This window comes from Kitasatospora sp. NBC_00374 (assembly GCF_041434935.1).
Classification (GTDB): Bacteria; Actinomycetota; Actinomycetes; order Streptomycetales; family Streptomycetaceae; genus Kitasatospora.
On the sequence record NZ_CP107964.1, the window covers coordinates 5,532,969 to 5,548,787 of the forward strand.

The window sequence follows — 15,819 nt, forward strand, 5'->3', positions numbered from 1 at the left end:
ACGCAGGTGCACCTGAAGAGTCTGACGCTCCGCGGGTTCAAGTCCTTCGCCTCGGCCACCACCCTGCGCTTCGAGCCGGGGATCACCTGCGTGGTCGGGCCGAACGGCTCCGGTAAGTCCAACGTCGTCGACGCGCTCTCCTGGGTGATGGGCGAGCAGGGCGCCAAGTCGCTGCGCGGCGGCAAGATGGAGGACGTCATCTTCGCCGGGACGAGCGGGCGCGCCCCGCTCGGCCGGGCCGAGGTCAGCCTGACGATCGACAACACCGACGGGGCACTGCCGATCGAGTACTCCGAGGTGACGATCACCCGGACGATGTTCCGCAACGGCGGCAGCGAGTACGCGCTGAACGGCTCCACCTGCCGGCTGCTCGACATCCAGGAACTGCTCTCCGACTCCGGTATCGGACGCGAGATGCACGTGATCGTCGGCCAGGGCCGGCTGGACTCCGTGCTGCACGCGGACCCGATGGGCCGCCGTGCCTTCATCGAGGAGGCCGCCGGCGTCCTGAAGCACCGCAAGCGCAAGGAGAAGGCGCTGCGCAAGCTGGACGCGATGCAGGGCAACCTCAACCGCGTCCAGGACCTCGTCGCGGAGCTGCGCCGCCAGCTCGGCCCACTCGGCCGACAGGCCAGGATCGCCCGCCGGGCCGCCGGCATCCAGGCCGAACTGCGCGACGCCCGGCTGCGGCTGCTCGCCGACGACCTGCTCGCCCTGCGGCAGGCCGTCGAGGTCGAGATCGCGGACGAGCTGGCGCTGAGGCTGCGCCGCTCCACCGTCGAGCAGGAACTGGCCGGCGCGCAGCAGCGCGAGGCCGTCCTGGAGGCCCAGGTCGAGCAGCTCGGCCCGCAGCTGGAGGCCGCCCGGCAGACCTGGTACCGGCTCTCCGCGCTGGGGGAGCGGACCAGGGGGACGATCGGGCTGGCCGAGGCGAGGATCCGGCACGCGCAGGGCAGCGGACAGGCCCAGGAGCGCCGCGGACGCGACCCCGAGGAACTGGAGCGGGAGGCGCAGCGGATCCGCGAGGAGGAGGAGGCGCTCGCGCAGGCGCTGGAGGAGGCGCGCTACGCGCTGGCCGAGGCGGTCGAGGAACGGGCCGCGCTGGAGCGGGCGCTCACCGAGGAGGAGCGGCGGCTGAAGGCCGCGGCCCGGGCGATCGCCGACCGCCGGGAGGGGCTCGCCCGGCTGCAGGGTCAGGCCGCGGCGGCGCGTTCGAAGGCGGCGAGCGCCGAGGCCGAGACCGGCCGGCTGGCCGAGGCCAGGGACGAGGCGGCGCTGCGGGCCGAGGCCGCCCGGCAGGAGTACGAGCACCTGCGCGAACAGGCCGAGCGGGTGGAGGCCGGTGACGAGCAGGCGGAGGACGCCCACCGGCAGGCCCGGGAGACGCTGGCCGGGGCCGAGCGGAACCTGGCCGCCGCGCGGGATGAGCTGGGCGCCGCCGAGCGGGAGCGCGCCGCCCTGACGGCGCGTCACGAGGCGCTGGCCATGGGCCTGCGACGCAGGGACGGCAGCGGCGCGCTGCTCGACCGGGGCGCCGAGGCGGGTGTGCTCGGCCCGGTCGCCGAACTGCTGGTCACCGAGCCCGGCCACGAGGTCGCGATCGCGGCCGCCCTGGGCGCGGCCGCGGACGCCGTGGCGGTGGACGGTGTGGCGGCGGCCGCCGAGGCGCTCGGCCGCCTGCGCGCCGAGGAGGCCGGCCGGGCCGCGCTGCTGATCGCCCGGCCCCCGGCCGCGGGGGAACGGCCTGCCCTGCCCCCGGGGGCGCGCTGGGCGGTCGAGCTGCTCACCGGGCCGGCCGGCCTGCTGGCCGCGGCCGCGGTACTGCTGGCGCGCACCGTCCTGGTGGCGGACCTCGGGCAGGCCCGCCTCCTGATCGCGGCGCAACCCGGGTTGACGGCGGTGACGGCCGACGGCGACCTGCTCTCGGCCGGCTTCGCCCAGGGCGGCTCGGCCGGTGCGCCGAGCCAGTTGGAGACACAGGCGGCGGTGGCGGACACCGCCAGGCTGATCGAGGAGTCGCGGCAGCGCCACGCGGCGGCGGCGGAACTGCTCGACCGGGCCGCGCAACGCCGGCGGGAGCTCGCCGCGGAGCTGGAGGAGCTGACGGCCCACCGGCGCCGGGCCGAGCGCGAACGGGCCGAGCTGGCCGGTTCGCTGGGACGGCTGGGCGGTCAGGCCAGGGCGGCCGAGGGCGAGGCGGAGCGGCTGGCCGGCGCGGCGGCCCGGGCCGAACAGGGCCTGGCCGAGGCCTTGGCCGCGGCCGAGGAGCTGGCCGAACGGCTCGCCACCGCCGAGGAGTTCGCCGAGATCGGCGACCAGGAACCGGACGCTGCCGAGTGTGACCGGCTGGCCGAGGCCGGATCGGCGGCCCGCCAGGCCGAGGTGGAGAGCAGGCTGGCGGTGCGCACCCACGAGGAGCGGGTCCGGGCGCTGACCGGCCGCGCCGACCAACTGGACCGGGCGGCCCTGGCCGAGCGCGAGGCCAGGGCCCGGGCCGCCGAGCTCCGCGAGCGCGCCCGGCACGAGGCCGCCGTGGCCACCGCGGTCGCGGCCGGCGCCCGGCAGCTGCTCGGCTGTCTGGAACGCTCGCTCGCGCGGGCCGAGGCGGAACGCACCGAGGCCGAGCAGGCCAGGGCCGCACGCGAGAGCGAGCTGCGGGCCGGGCGGGAGACCGGCCGGGAGCTCAAGGCCGAGCTGGACCGGCTGGTCGACGCAGGCCACCGCGACGAGGTGCTGCGCGCCGAGAAGCGGCTGCGGATCGAGCAGCTGGAGGCCCGGGCGCTGGAGGAGTTCGGCATCGAGGGCGGCGAGCTGCTCGCCTCGTACGGTCCGGACACCCTCGTCCCGCCGCCGCTCCCGGAGGAGGGCGAGGAGCCGGGCGAGCCCACTGCGTACGTCCGGGCCGAGCAGGAGAAACGGCTGAAGGCGGCCGAGCGGGCCTACCAGCAGCTGGGCAAGGTGAACCCGCTGGCGCTGGAGGAGTTCGCGGCGCTGGAGGAGCGGCACCGCTTCCTGGGGGAGCAGCTGGACGACCTGAGGAAGAGCCGGCGCGACCTGATGGACATCGTGCGGGACGTGGACGTGCGGGTGGAGCAGCTGTTCACGGCGGCGTACCACGACACGGCGGCGCAGTTCGAGGGCGTGTTCTCGCGGCTGTTCCCCGGCGGGGAGGGGCGGCTGGTGCTGACCGACCCGGACTCGATGCTGACCACCGGGGTCGAGGTGGAGGCCCGGCCGCCGGGCAAGAAGGTGAAGCGGCTGTCCCTGCTGTCGGGCGGCGAGCGCTCGCTGACGGCGGTGGCGCTGCTGGTCGCGATCTTCAAGGCGCGGCCCAGCCCCTTCTACGTGATGGACGAGGTGGAGGCGGCGCTGGACGAGACCAATCTGCGCCGGCTGGTCTCGATCATGGAGGAGCTCCGGGAGAGCTCCCAGCTGATCGTGATCACCCACCAGAAACTGACCATGGAGTCGGCCGACGCGCTCTACGGCGTGACCATGAAGGGCGACGGCATCTCCCAGGTGATCAGCCAGCGGCTGCGCGAGGAACACCGCGAACGGCCCGTGCCGCCCCGCCGGCGGGAAGCCGCCGTCGGCACGGACTGACCTCCGCCCGACCTCGCCCTGACCTCCCCGTCCGTCGCACCGGGTGCGGCAGACGGGCGGAAGGTGACACAGGCCGCGAATGTCACCGTTCCCCGCGGCAGGGGTGTCGCGGATACTGGGGGGGTTATGGAATACGTGATCCTTGCCGTAGTCATCGCCGTGGTCGCCGTCGGCGCGATCGCGGGTCTCGTCGTTACCGGCAGACGACGCAAGCAACTGCCCCCGCGGGCGGAGACCCCCGTCGTCACCGCTCCCGCACCCAAGGCCCCGGAGGCCGTCGAGGAGGCGACCGCCGAGGCACCGCCGGCGCAGGCTCCGGTCGAGGCCGCCCCGGCCCCGGTCGAGGAGGCGCCGGTCGAGGAGGTGCCGGTCGAGGAGGCCGTCGCCCCGCCGGCCGTCGAGGTGCCCGAGCCCACCGCGGGCCGGCTGGTCCGGCTGCGCTCCCGGCTCTCCCGTTCCCAGAACACCCTGGGCAAGGGACTGCTGACCCTGCTCTCCCGGGACCGGCTGGACGAGGACACCTGGGAGGAGATCGAGGAGACCCTGCTCACCGCCGACGTCGGCGTGGCGGCCACCCAGGAGCTGGTGGACAGCCTGCGCACCCGGGTCAAGGTGCTCGGCACCCGCACCCCGGCCGAGCTGCGCACGCTGCTCGCCGAGGAGCTGACCGGGCTGATCGGCACCGAGGCGGACCGCTCGCTGAAGACCGCCAAGCACGAGGACGGCCGCCCGGCGGTCGTGCTGGTGGTCGGCGTCAACGGCGTCGGCAAGACCACCACCTCCGGCAAGCTCGGCCGGGTCCTCGTCGCCGACGGCCGCAAGGTGGTGCTCGGCGCCGCCGACACCTTCCGCGCCGCCGCCGCCGACCAGCTGCAGACCTGGGGCGAGCGGGTCGGCGCGCAGACCGTCCGCGGCCCGGAGGGCGGCGACCCCGCCTCGGTGGCCTTCGACGCGGTCAAGGAGGGCATCGCCGAGGGCGCGGACACCGTGCTGATCGACACGGCCGGCCGGCTCCACACCAAGACCGGCCTGATGGACGAGCTCGGCAAGGTCAAGCGGGTGGTGGAGAAGCACGGCCCGGTCGACGAGGTGCTGCTGGTGCTGGACGCCACCACCGGTCAGAACGGTCTGGTCCAGGCCCGGGTCTTCGCCGAGGTGGTCGACATCACCGGCATCGTGCTGACCAAGCTGGACGGCACCGCCAAGGGCGGCATCGTGATCTCGGTCCAGCGCGAGCTGGGCGTGCCGGTCAAGCTGATCGGGCTCGGCGAGGGCGCGGACGACCTGGCGCCGTTCGAGCCGGCAGCGTTCGTGGACGCGCTGATCGGCGACTGAGCCGCGGGCGTTCCCGCCGAAGGGCCGTCTCCCCGCGGGGGAGACGGCCCTTCGGCTTGCGGCCGGGAGGCGGCCCGGCGGGTCAGGAGGCCAGCCAGGCCGGCTCGGCGGTGCGGGCGCGGCTGCGGTGGCAGGCGTACGCGAGGGTGCCGAGCAGCAGCCGGGCCTCCGGCGGACAGGCCGCGCTCTCCCGGCAGGGCCGGCGCAGCCAGCGCATCGGGCCGAGCCCGGCGAGCACGGTCGGCGGGGCCGCGACGTAGCTGCCGGTGCCGTGGCAGGCCAGGTCGAGGGCGGCGTCGTCCCAGCCCATCCGGTAGAGCAGCTCGGGCAGGTGCTGGGCCGTGCCGGGGGCGACGAAGAACAGCAGCCGGCCGGTCGGGGCGGCCAGGACCGGGCCGACCTGGGTGCCCATCCGCTCCAGCCGCACCAGCGCCTGCAGGCCCGCCTGGGCCGGGACGTCCAGGACGTCGAAGTGGCGCCCGGCCGGCAGCAGCAGCGGGGCGCCCGCGGCGCACCGGCCGGTCAGCTCCTGGGTGGGGGTGCCGGCGGCCAGCTCGGGGCCGACCTCGTGGTGCAGGCCCGGGGCGGCGCAGTACGGCGTGGCGCAGTCGCACGAGCCGTCGCCGGAGGCGCGCCCCGGTGCGGTGGCGCCCACCGCGACCGCCCAGCCGAGCCGGCCGGTGTACTCGGTGGCCGCCTGGAGCGAGGTGGCGCGGGTGCGACGGGCGGTCCGCGGTGTCGACCACAGGGTGCCCAGCCGGAGATCGCCGAACAGGTTGTCCATGCCTCCCCCAACAGGATCGGGTTGCCGGTGGTTACGGGAACGTGACCATGCGTCAATTGTCCGGTGCGGTGCGCGTGGCGCGTTGGCGGCGCGCAGCGGACGGCGTGCACCAATTCGGGTGGCGCGGGCCAGGAGCCGCCTTGCACCGGCTCGCCGGATGCCGGATCGTCGTTGCTGCACGGGGTGCCTCCGTGGTCTCCGAGGCCGGCAACGCGCCGTCTCCTCGCGGAAGTTGGCCGCAGGCAGCGGCGGGTGGAGCGTCCCTCCGCGGGACCGGCATGTGCCGGTGTCACGCCGGGCGGGCTACCAGTGAACCGCCTGAGGTCCGCCGTTTGTTCACTCGCAGGGGTGGCGAAAGGTGGCGTTTCCTGAGTCATGCTCCCCCGGATGGCCGATGGGGCATTACGTTCAGGCTACGGAATGCAATGGGCCGCTCATTCCGGTGCGCGGTACGAGGCATGGCACGGCACAGGCACCGCAAGCACGTCGAGCAAGCGCCCGCGACTGTCGGGCACACGATCGGGGCCCCCGGTGGGGCCGGGCGGGATGGGGACGTTCCCATGGGAGACAAGCAACCGAACGAGAAGCTGACCTCGTGGTTCACACGCAGCGGCTGGTCCAAGGGGGAGCTGGCCCGTCAGGTGAACCGCCGGGCCCGGCAGATCGGTGCGCACCACGTCAGCACCGACACCTCACGGGTGCGTCGCTGGCTCGACGGCGAACAGCCGCGCGAGCCGATCCCGAAGATCCTCTCCGAGCTGTTCTCCGAGCGGTTCGGCTCGGTGGTGTCGGTGGAGGACCTCGGCCTGCGCGCCGCCGTCCCGGTCTCCACCGTCGGCGGCGGCGTCGACCTGCCGTGGAGCGGCGAGCAGACCGTCCAGCTGATCAGCGAGTACTCGCGCAGCGACCTGATGCTCAACCGCCGCGGCTTTCTCGGCACCTCCCTCGCACTGACGGCCGGCGCGGCGCTGATCGAGCCGATGCAGCGCTGGCTCACCCCCGGCCCCGGCGGAGCACCGATGCCCATCCTGACCGCCGCCAACCACGGCGAACCGCACACCGGCCGGCTCTCCGAGCCCGAGCTCCAGCTGCTGGAGCAGACCACCGAGATGTTCCGGCAGTGGGACGCCCAGAACGGCGGCGGCCTGCGCCGCAAGGCTGTGGTCGGCCAGCTGCACGAGGTCACCGACCTGCTGCAGGAGACCTACCCGGAGCAGACCACCAGGCGGCTGTTCCGGCTGACCGCCGAGCTGGCCCACCTGGCCGGCTGGATGTCGTACGACGTCGGTATGCACCCGAGCGCCCAGAAGTACTACGTGCTCGCGCTGCACGCCGCCAAGGAGGCGGGGGACCGGCCGTTCGGCGCGCTGATCCTCACCGACATGAGCCGCCAGATGATCCACCTCAACCGGGGCGAGGACGCCCTGGAGCTGATCCACCTCGCCCAGTACGGCAGCCGCGACACCGCCGGCCCGCGCCAGCAGGCCCTGCTCTACGCGATGGAGGCCCGCGCCTACGCGACCATCGGCGAGGTCAACCGCTGCGCCCGGGCGGCCCGGCTGGCCGAGGACACCTTCAGTGACTGCAGGCCCGGCGACGGCACCCCGGACTGGCTGAAGTTCTTCTCCGAGGCCGAGCTGAACGCGGAGAACGCGCACTCCTTCCGCGACCTGGCCTACCACTCCACCCGCAGCCCGCTCTACGCCTCGATGGCCTCCCCGGTCATGGAGCGCGCGGTCGACCTCTTCCGGCAGGACGGCGAGCACGTCCGCTCGTACGCCTTCAACCTGGTCGGGATGGCCAGCGTCCACCTGCTGCAGAACGAGCCGGAGCAGGCCGCCGTGATGTGCGAGCAGGCCGTGGACATCGCCAAGAAGGTGCGTTCGGAGCGGCTCAACACCCGGGTCCGCAAGACCTCGGAGGCGGCCACCCGGCAGTACAAGGACGTGCCGGAGGTCTCCCGGCTCGCCGAGCGCGTGGTGCAGGACATCCCGGAGTTCGCCGCCACCGCAGTCTGAGTCCGGGGCTGGACTTCGGGGCCCCGACTCCGGGGTCCGACCCCGCGCCCACCGATTTCCGGCCATCGCCGGAGCAGGCTCCGACCGTGGAGGCCACCGCAACTCGCATCCGTACGGGCTCCCCCGCCCCGCCGCGAGAAGGCCTCCACGGTCGGTGACGTTTCCGGCACGTCCGGTGCGGTGCGGCCGCAAGGTATCGCAAGATCTGTCATGGCACGGCCGTAGTTCACGCCCTCGTAACGCGTACGTCAACGACGTCACTGCGGTGAAACACCGAGCCGCATCGGCCGAAACCCGCCTTCGGCACTCTCCTCTTCATCGCCGACACCCCGGGTGGCACGGGACAGGGATCCCGGGTGTGGAGCGGCTTTCATTTCAGAGGAGACGCCGATGCCGGACGGCTTCAGCGCGGGCGATACCGCCTTTGTGTTCATCTGTGCGGCCCTGGTCATGTTGATGACCCCGGGTCTGGCCTTCTTCTACGGAGGCATGGTCAGGGTCAAGAGCACACTCAACATGCTGGTCATGAGCTTCATCTCGCTTGCGATCGTCAGCGTGCTCTGGGTCCTCTACGGCTACACCCTGGCCTTCGGCCCCGACGCCGGCGCCGGCCTGATCGGCAACCTGGACTTCCTGGGGATGCGCGGCATCGGGCTGAACGACATCACCGGCACCATCCCGGTCACGGCGTTCTCCGCCTTCCAGCTGATGTTCGCGATCATCACCCCGGCGCTGATCAGCGGCGCCGTCGCGGACCGCACCAAGTTCACCGGCTGGGCCCTGTTCGTGGCGCTCTGGGTCACGATCGTCTACTTCCCGGTCGCCCACTGGGTGTTCTTCTTCGACGGCGGCAACGGCGGCTGGCTCGGCGACCGCAACGGCGTGATCGACTTCGCCGGCGGTACCGCGGTGCACATCAACGCCGGTGTGGCGGGTCTCGCGCTGTGCCTCGTGCTCGGCAAGCGGATCGGCTTCAAGAAGGACCCGATGCGGCCGCACAGCCTGCCGCTGGTGATGCTGGGCTCCGGCCTGCTCTGGTTCGGCTGGTTCGGCTTCAACGCCGGCTCCGCCCTGGCCGCCAACGGCGTCGCCGGCATGGCCTTCATGAACACCCAGGTCGCCACCGCCGCCGCCGTCCTCGGCTGGCTCGCCTACGAGAAGATCAAGCACGGCGCGTTCACCACGCTGGGCGCCGCCTCCGGCGCGGTGGCCGGCCTGGTCGCCATCACCCCCGCCTGCGGCTCGGTCTCCCTGCTCGGCGCGATCGCCATCGGCCTCATCGCCGGCGCCGTCTGCGCCGCCGCGATCAGCCTGAAGTACCGGTTCGGCTTCGACGACTCGCTCGACGTGGTCGGCGTGCACGCGGTCGGCGGCATCGTCGGCTCGCTGGCGATCGGCTTCTTCGCCACCGGCCACGTCGGCCAGACCGCGCAGGGCCTGTTCTACGGCGGCGGTTTCGACCAGCTCGGCAAGCAGGCCCTGGGTGTCGCCGCGGTCGCCGTCTACTCCTTCGTGGTCTCCTGGCTGCTCGGCCAGGCCATCCACAGGACCATCGGCCTGCGGGTCTCCGAGGACGTCGAGGTGGCCGGCATCGACCAGGCCGAGCACGCCGAGTCCGCGTACGACTTCAGCGCCGTCGGCGCCAGCCTCGGCCGGGCCACCGCAGCGGCCCCCGCCACCACCGCCACCGCCAGGAAGACCGAGGTCGACGCCTGATGAAGCTCATCACCGCAGTCATCAAGCCCCACCGCCTCGACGAGGTGAAGGACGCCCTGCAGGCCTTCGGGGTGCACGGCCTGACCGTCACCGAGGCCAGCGGCTACGGACGGCAGCGCGGCCACACCGAGGTCTACCGGGGTGCCGAGTACACCGTGGACCTGGTGCCCAAGGTCCGGATCGAGATCCTGGTCGAGGACGACGACGCCGAACAGCTGATCGACGTGGTGGTCAAGGCCGCCCGGACCGGCAAGATCGGTGACGGCAAGGTCTGGTCCGTCCCGGTCGACACGGCCGTCCGGGTGCGCACCGGCGAGCGCGGGCCCGACGCGCTCTAGCATTCAGCACAACCGTCCCTTGGCGGACCTGCTCCAGGCAGGTCCGCCGAAGGCGTATCCGGCTCCTGTCGCCGGGGGTGCATCCGGCAACGCCGCCGGAGCCGCCCGGTGCCTGCTCGTACACGGATGGGGACCACGACGTGACCGCGACCGAAGCCCACCCCACCGACCCGGCCCGCCCGGGCGACCACGGCGCCGACCGCGCCCGGCTGCTCGCCGACCCCGACCTGTCCGGTGCCGAACGGCGCACCGCGCTGTCCGGGCTGACCGACCGCTGGCTGACGGGGCTGTTCCGCCGGGCCGGCGCGCCGGCCGGGACGGCCCTGGTCGCGGTCGGCGGCTACGGCCGCGGCGAGCTCTCCCCGCGCAGCGACCTCGACGTCCTGCTGCTGCACGACGGCGCACTCGACCCCGAGCTGCCCGAGCGGCTCTGGTACCCGGTCTGGGACTCCGGCGCGGCGCTGGACCACTCGGTCCGCACCCTGGCCGAGGCCCGGACCGTGGCCGCCGAGGACCTCAAGGCCCAGCTCGGCCTGCTCGACGCCCGCCACATCGCCGGCGACCCCGAGCTGACCGCGGGCCTGCGCTCCGCCGTCCTGGCCGACTGGCGGGCCGGCGCCGCCCAGCGGCTGCCCGAGCTGCACGAACTCGGACGGGCCAGGGCCGAGCGGCACGGCGAGCTCTCCTTCCTGCTCGAACCGGACCTCAAGGAGGCCCGCGGCGGCCTGCGCGACGTGGTCGCGCTCAACGCCATCGCCGCCACCTGGCTCGCCGACGCGCCGCGCGACGGGCTGGAGGCCGCCGCCCGCCGACTCGCCGACGTCCGGGACGCCCTGCACCTGGTCACCGGCCGGGCCACCGAGCGGCTCAGCCTGCAGGACCAGGACCAGGTGGCCGCGCAGCTCGGCGTCCTGGACGCGGACACCCTGCTGCGCCAGGTGTACGAGGCCGCGCGCACCATCGCGTACGCCGGGGACGTCACCTGGCGCTCGGTCGACCGGATACTGGCCGCCCGTTCCCAGCGCGGCCGCCGGATCTCCCGGCTGGCCTTCCCGTTCAGCGGCGTCGGCCGGGCCGGCGGCGCGGTCGCCAAGGGCGCGGTCGAACGGCGCCCGCTCGCCGAGGGCGTGGTCGAGCAGGACGGCGAGGCCGTCCTCGCCCAGAGCGCCCGCCCGGCGCAGGACCCGGTGCTGCCGCTGCGCGCCGCCGCCGCGGCCGCGCAGGCCGGGCTGACCGTCTCGTACGCCACCGTCCGGCGGCTGGCCGCCGAGACCAGACCGCTGCCGGTGCCGTGGCCGGACGAGGCCCGCGAGCAGCTGATCACCCTGCTCGGCGCGGGAGAGGCCTGCCTGCCGGTCTGGGAGGCCCTGGAGGCGGAGGGCCTGATCAGCAGGCTGCTGCCGGACTGGGAGCGGGTCCGGTGCAGGCCGCAGCGCAACGCGGTCCACCGCTGGACGGTGGACCGGCACCTGATCGAGACGGCGGTGCGGGCCGCCGCGATGACCCGCCGGGTGGCCCGCCCGGACCTGCTGCTGGTCGCGGCCCTGCTGCACGACATCGGCAAGGGCTGGCCGGGGGACCACTCGGAGGCCGGCGAGGTGATCGTCCGCGACGTCGCCGCCCGGATGGGCTTCGACCGGGCGGACACCGAGACCCTGGCACTGCTCGTGCGCCACCACCTGACCCTGGTGGAGACCGCGACCCGGCGGGACCCGGACGACCCGGCCACCGTCGACCTGATCACCAAGGTGGTCGGCACCCTGCCCCAGCTGGAACTGCTGCACGCGCTCACCGAGGCGGACGCCACCGCCACCGGCCCCGCGGCCTGGAGCGGCTGGCGGGCCTCGCTGGTCTCCGGGCTGGCGGCCCGCGCCGCCGCGCAGCTGGCCGGCGACGGGGGCTTCCCGGCGGACGCCGAGCCGACCGTCGACGAGGAACGGCTGGCGGTCGAGGCGGCCAGGACCGGCGCCCCGGCGCTCGCGCTGCACGCCGAGACGGACCACGAGTCGCCGGTCACCGAGCCGATGGGCGTCGAGCTGACCCTGGCCCTCCCGGACCGGCCGGGCCTGCTGGGCACCGTCGCGGGGGTGCTCGCGCTGCACCGGCTGACGGTCCGCGCGGCCAGCCTGCGCGAGCTGGACCCGATCGGAGCCGGCCCGGTGCTGCTGATCTCCTGGACGGTCGCCGCCGAGTACGGCGAGCTGCCGGAGGCGGCCCGGCTCCGGGCCGACCTGCGGCGGGCGCTGGACGGCTCGCTGGACGTCTCGCGCAAGCTGGCCGAGCGGGACGCCGCGGCGCCGCGCCGGCGGGGGATCGCCACCCCGCCCCCGGTGGTCGCGGTGGCCCCGGACACCTCGCGCAGCGCCACCATCCTGGAGGTGCGGGCGCATGACGCCCCCGGGCTGCTGCACCGGATCGGCCGGGCGCTGGACGCGGCCGGTGTCCGGGTCCGTACCGCACACGTCTCCACCCTCGGGGCGGACGCGGTGGACGCCTTCTACGTGACGGACGCGGCCGGGAAGCCGCTGGCGGCCGAGCGGGCCGGTGAGGTGGCCAGGGCGGTCCAGTCCGCGCTGGGCTGACCGCGCCCGCCCAGCTGACCTGCTGTGACGGGTGTGACGCGTGGGGCGTCACGCCCGGGCGGTCCGGGCCGGCCGGGGCCGCCGTGACCACTGCCCGAACCGCCCTGCGGGCCGATCGTCCACCGGGGTGGAGACCGCAGCTGGGCCGGGCGGATACCCTGGGGGCGACGACAGTACCCGTACCGATGCCGCAAGGGACCCGCGACCGACGTGTTCGACACTCTCTCCGACCGCCTCGCAGCGACGTTCAAGAACCTCCGGGGCAAGGGCCGCCTCAGCGAGGCGGACATCGACGCCACCACGCGCGAGATCCGGATCGCCCTCCTGGAGGCGGACGTCGCGCTCCCCGTGGTGCGGGCCTTCATCAAGCAGATCAAGGACCGCGCGCTCGGCTCCGAGGTCTCCGGCGCGCTGAACCCGGCGCAGCAGATCATCAAGATCGTCAACGAGGAGCTGATCAGCATCCTCGGTGGCGAGACCCGCCGCCTGCGGTACGCCAAGACCGGCCCGACCGTGATCATGCTGGCCGGTCTGCAGGGTGCCGGTAAGACCACCCTGGCCGGAAAGCTCGGCCACTGGCTGAAGTCCCAGAAGCACACCCCGCTGCTGGTCGCCTGTGACCTCCAGCGCCCCAACGCCGTCACCCAGCTCGGCGTGGTGGCCGAGCGCGCCGGCGTGGCCTTCTACGGCCCGCAGCCGGGCAACGGCGTCGGCGACCCGGTGCAGGTCGCCCGCGACTCGATCGAGTACGCGAAGCAGAAGCAGTACGACGTGGTCATCGTCGACACCGCCGGCCGCCTCGGCATCGACGCCGAGCTGATGCAGCAGGCCGCCGACATCCGCGCCGCCGTCACCCCGGACGAGGTCCTCTTCGTCGTCGACGCCATGGTCGGCCAGGACGCGGTCACCACCGCGCAGGCCTTCCTCGAAGGCGTGGACTTCACCGGCGTGGTGCTGTCCAAGCTGGACGGCGACGCCCGCGGTGGCGCCGCGCTCTCGGTGGCCCACGTGACCGGCCGCCAGATCATGTTCGCCTCCAACGGCGAGAAGGTCGACGACTTCGACGCCTTCCACCCGGACCGGATGGCCTCGCGCATCCTCGGCATGGGCGACATGCTCAGCCTGATCGAGAAGGCCGAGCAGACCTTCTCCCAGGCCGAGGCCGAGAAGATGGCCGCCAAGCTGCAGGGCGGCGGCAAGGACTTCACGCTCGACGACTTCCTGTCGCAGCTGGAGCAGGTCCGGAAGATGGGCTCGATCTCCAAGCTGCTCGGCATGCTGCCCGGCATGGGCCAGATCCGGGAGCAGATCAACAACATCGACGACAAGGACGTCGACCGCGTCGGCGCCATCATCAAGTCGATGACCCCGGCCGAGCGGACCGACCCGAAGCTCATCAACGGCTCGCGGAGGGCCCGTATCGCCAAGGGCTCGGGCGTCGGTGTCGGCGAGGTCAACAACCTGGTCGAGCGGTTCTTCGAGGCCCGCAAGATGATGTCCGCGATGGCCTCCGGCAAGGGCATCCCCGGCATGCCGGGCATCCCCGGGATGGGCGGCGGCGGCAAGAAGTCCGCGAAGAAGGCCCAGCCCGCCAAGGGCCGCAAGAAGTCCGGCAACCCGCTGAAGCGGGCGCAGGAGGAGGCGGCGGCCGCCGAGCGCCGGGCGCTCGGCCCCGGCGGCGCCCCGCAGGCCCCGGCCCCGGGCGGCGCGTTCGGCCTCGGCGCGGGCAAGGGCCCGGCCGACTTCGAGCTGCCCAAGGAGTTCAAGGACCTGATCTGACGGTCCGTCCCGACGGCCCGCCGCCCCTGTGGGGTGACGGGCCGTCGGCGTACCCCGCTCGGGGGCGGGATCGGGATCGGGATCGGGATCGGGATCGGGCTCCGGGGTGGTGCACGGAGGGCCGGGTCCACCGTACGGGTGCGCGAAAATGGTCGATGATGGTCCGATGCGAGTGAGGATCCGGGCGCCGAGGCCCGCAGACGCTGAACCGTACGCCGAGGCGGTCCGCCGGTCCGCCGACCACATCGGGCGGTGGAACCCGGTCGAGCCGGACGGGCTTCCGGAGCTGCTGGAGCGGCAGGGGCCGGGGCTGCGGACCTTCCTGATCGAGGACCTCGCGACCGGCGGGCTGGTCGGAAAGTGCAATGTCGCCAACATCGTGATGGGCCGCTTCTGCAACGGCGCCCTCGGCTACGACTCGTACCTCCCGTTCGCGGGCACCGGGCTGATGACCGAGGGCATGCGGCTGGTGGTCGACCGCTGCTTCGCCCCGATGGAGCGCAGCGGCCTGGGACTGCACCGGCTGGAGATCAACGTCCAGCCGGACAACGAGCGTTCGATCGCGCTGGCCCGGCGGCTCGGCTTCCGGCACGAGGGATTCACCCCGCGGATGCTCTTCCTGGCCGGGGCCTGGCGGGACCACGAACGGTTCGCCCTGACGGCGGAGGAGTGGCCCCGGCCGGCGGGGCGCCAGGGGTAGCGGTGGCCAGGGGTAGCGGTGGGTGCGGCCACCCCGCCCGGCCGGGGAGGCACCCCGGCGGGCCGAGCCGCACCCACCGCGACGCCGGCGGCGCTGCTCAGCGGGGCTGCTCCGCCACCACGTAGCGGAACATGTTGGCCATCCGCACCGACCCGTCCGGCTGGACGTACGGATGCAGTGCCTCCTCCAGCTCCTTGCCGACCAGGGTCTGCCCCGAGTCCTCGATCGCGGTCTCGAACAGTCCCGTGGACAACATCCCGCGCACCGCGCTCTCCAGGTCCGGATAGGCGAACGGGCAGTTCACCCGCCCGCTGCCGGCCGGCCGCAGCCCCGCACCGCTCAACAGGTCCTCCAACGCGCCGGGGCCGCTGAGGGCGAACGGCGTGCAGGCGGGCGTACGGACCGAGAGGCGGCGCGCGACATCCAGGGCGCCCGCGCTCTCGCACCGCTCCGGCGGGCCCCAGGAGGCGAGCACCAGATGCCCGCCCAGCAGGGTCAGCCCCGCCGCCTCGGCGACCAGCCCGGCCGGATCCCGGACGTAGGGAAGCTGCTCGAAAACAGTGACCAGCGAATGGGCCGCCCGGGGGATGCCGTACGCCGTCCGGGTGACTCGCTGCGCGGCCTGCTGCGGCCCTCGTACGCCGCCCGCGGACTCCGCCAGCACCCGCAGTCCGCGGCCCTCCGCGAGCTCCCGCAGCTCCGCCTCCGGCTCCTGTCCGGAGACCTGGGCGCCGCGGGCCGCGGCGAGCAGCAGGGCCAGCCCGGAGCGGCACCCGAGGCTGAGCACACTGGTGGCCGGGCCGACCTCCAGCCGCTCGAAGACCGCCTGGTAGAGCGGCACGAGCATGCGCTCCTGGATCTCCGCCCAGTCCCGCGCCCGGCCGTGCGACCCCGCCATGCCGTCTGCGTCGGGGCGCTGTGCGGTTGTGCCGGCCACTTGCGCTGAAGCCATCGCGGCCTCCCA

The 15,819-nt window shown here is 74.0% G+C and carries 10 protein-coding genes; 8 read left to right on the forward strand and 2 right to left on the reverse strand.

Annotation, left to right across the window (positions count from 1 at the left end):
* Positions 1-6 precede the first annotated feature (6 nt).
* Positions 7-3,603, forward strand: a complete 3,597-nt coding sequence (gene smc, locus OG871_RS24880) for a chromosome segregation protein SMC (protein WP_371499414.1) — start codon at positions 7-9, stop codon at positions 3,601-3,603.
* Between the two features lie 126 nt (positions 3,604-3,729).
* Entirely contained in the window at positions 3,730-4,938 is a 1,209-nt protein-coding gene (gene ftsY, locus OG871_RS24885; protein WP_371499416.1) for a signal recognition particle-docking protein FtsY, read from the forward strand.
* Positions 4,939-5,020: 82 nt separating this feature from the next.
* On the opposite strand, the gene OG871_RS24890 is transcribed toward ftsY, so the two are convergent.
* Complete coding sequence (locus OG871_RS24890) at positions 5,021-5,722, reverse strand: bifunctional DNA primase/polymerase (RefSeq protein ID WP_371499418.1); 702 nt, start codon at positions 5,720-5,722, stop codon at positions 5,021-5,023.
* Positions 5,723-6,282: 560 nt separating this feature from the next.
* On the opposite strand from OG871_RS24890, the gene OG871_RS24895 reads away from it, so the two are divergent.
* The 6 genes from OG871_RS24895 to OG871_RS24920 all read left to right on the forward strand — a co-directional run bounded on the left by OG871_RS24895 (position 6,283) and on the right by OG871_RS24920 (position 14,855).
* Positions 6,283-7,740, forward strand: coding sequence for a hypothetical protein (locus tag OG871_RS24895; protein WP_371499420.1), 1,458 nt, complete (start codon positions 6,283-6,285; stop codon positions 7,738-7,740).
* 390 nt (positions 7,741-8,130) lie between these two features.
* Positions 8,131-9,456 (forward strand): ammonium transporter, encoded by a 1,326-nt coding sequence (locus OG871_RS24900; RefSeq protein WP_371499422.1) that lies wholly within the window; start codon positions 8,131-8,133, stop codon positions 9,454-9,456.
* Positions 9,456-9,794, forward strand: a complete 339-nt coding sequence (locus OG871_RS24905; RefSeq protein ID WP_363641476.1) for a P-II family nitrogen regulator — start codon at positions 9,456-9,458, stop codon at positions 9,792-9,794. The genes OG871_RS24900 and OG871_RS24905 overlap by 1 nt, the downstream gene beginning before the upstream one ends.
* Positions 9,795-9,934: 140 nt before the next feature.
* A complete protein-coding gene (locus tag OG871_RS24910) occupies positions 9,935-12,376 on the forward strand; it encodes a [protein-PII] uridylyltransferase (RefSeq protein WP_371499424.1) in 2,442 nt (813 codons plus the stop codon).
* A gap of 210 nt (positions 12,377-12,586) precedes the next feature.
* Complete coding sequence (gene ffh / locus OG871_RS24915) at positions 12,587-14,155, forward strand: signal recognition particle protein (RefSeq protein ID WP_371499426.1); 1,569 nt, start codon at positions 12,587-12,589, stop codon at positions 14,153-14,155.
* 166 nt (positions 14,156-14,321) lie between these two features.
* Positions 14,322-14,855, forward strand: a complete 534-nt coding sequence (locus tag OG871_RS24920) for a GNAT family N-acetyltransferase (protein WP_371499428.1) — start codon at positions 14,322-14,324, stop codon at positions 14,853-14,855.
* Between the two features lie 97 nt (positions 14,856-14,952).
* Here the strand turns inward: OG871_RS24920 and OG871_RS24925 are convergent, their stop codons facing one another.
* Entirely contained in the window at positions 14,953-15,807 is an 855-nt protein-coding gene (locus OG871_RS24925) for a class I SAM-dependent methyltransferase (protein WP_371499430.1), read from the reverse strand.
* Positions 15,808-15,819: the final 12 nt, after the last annotated feature.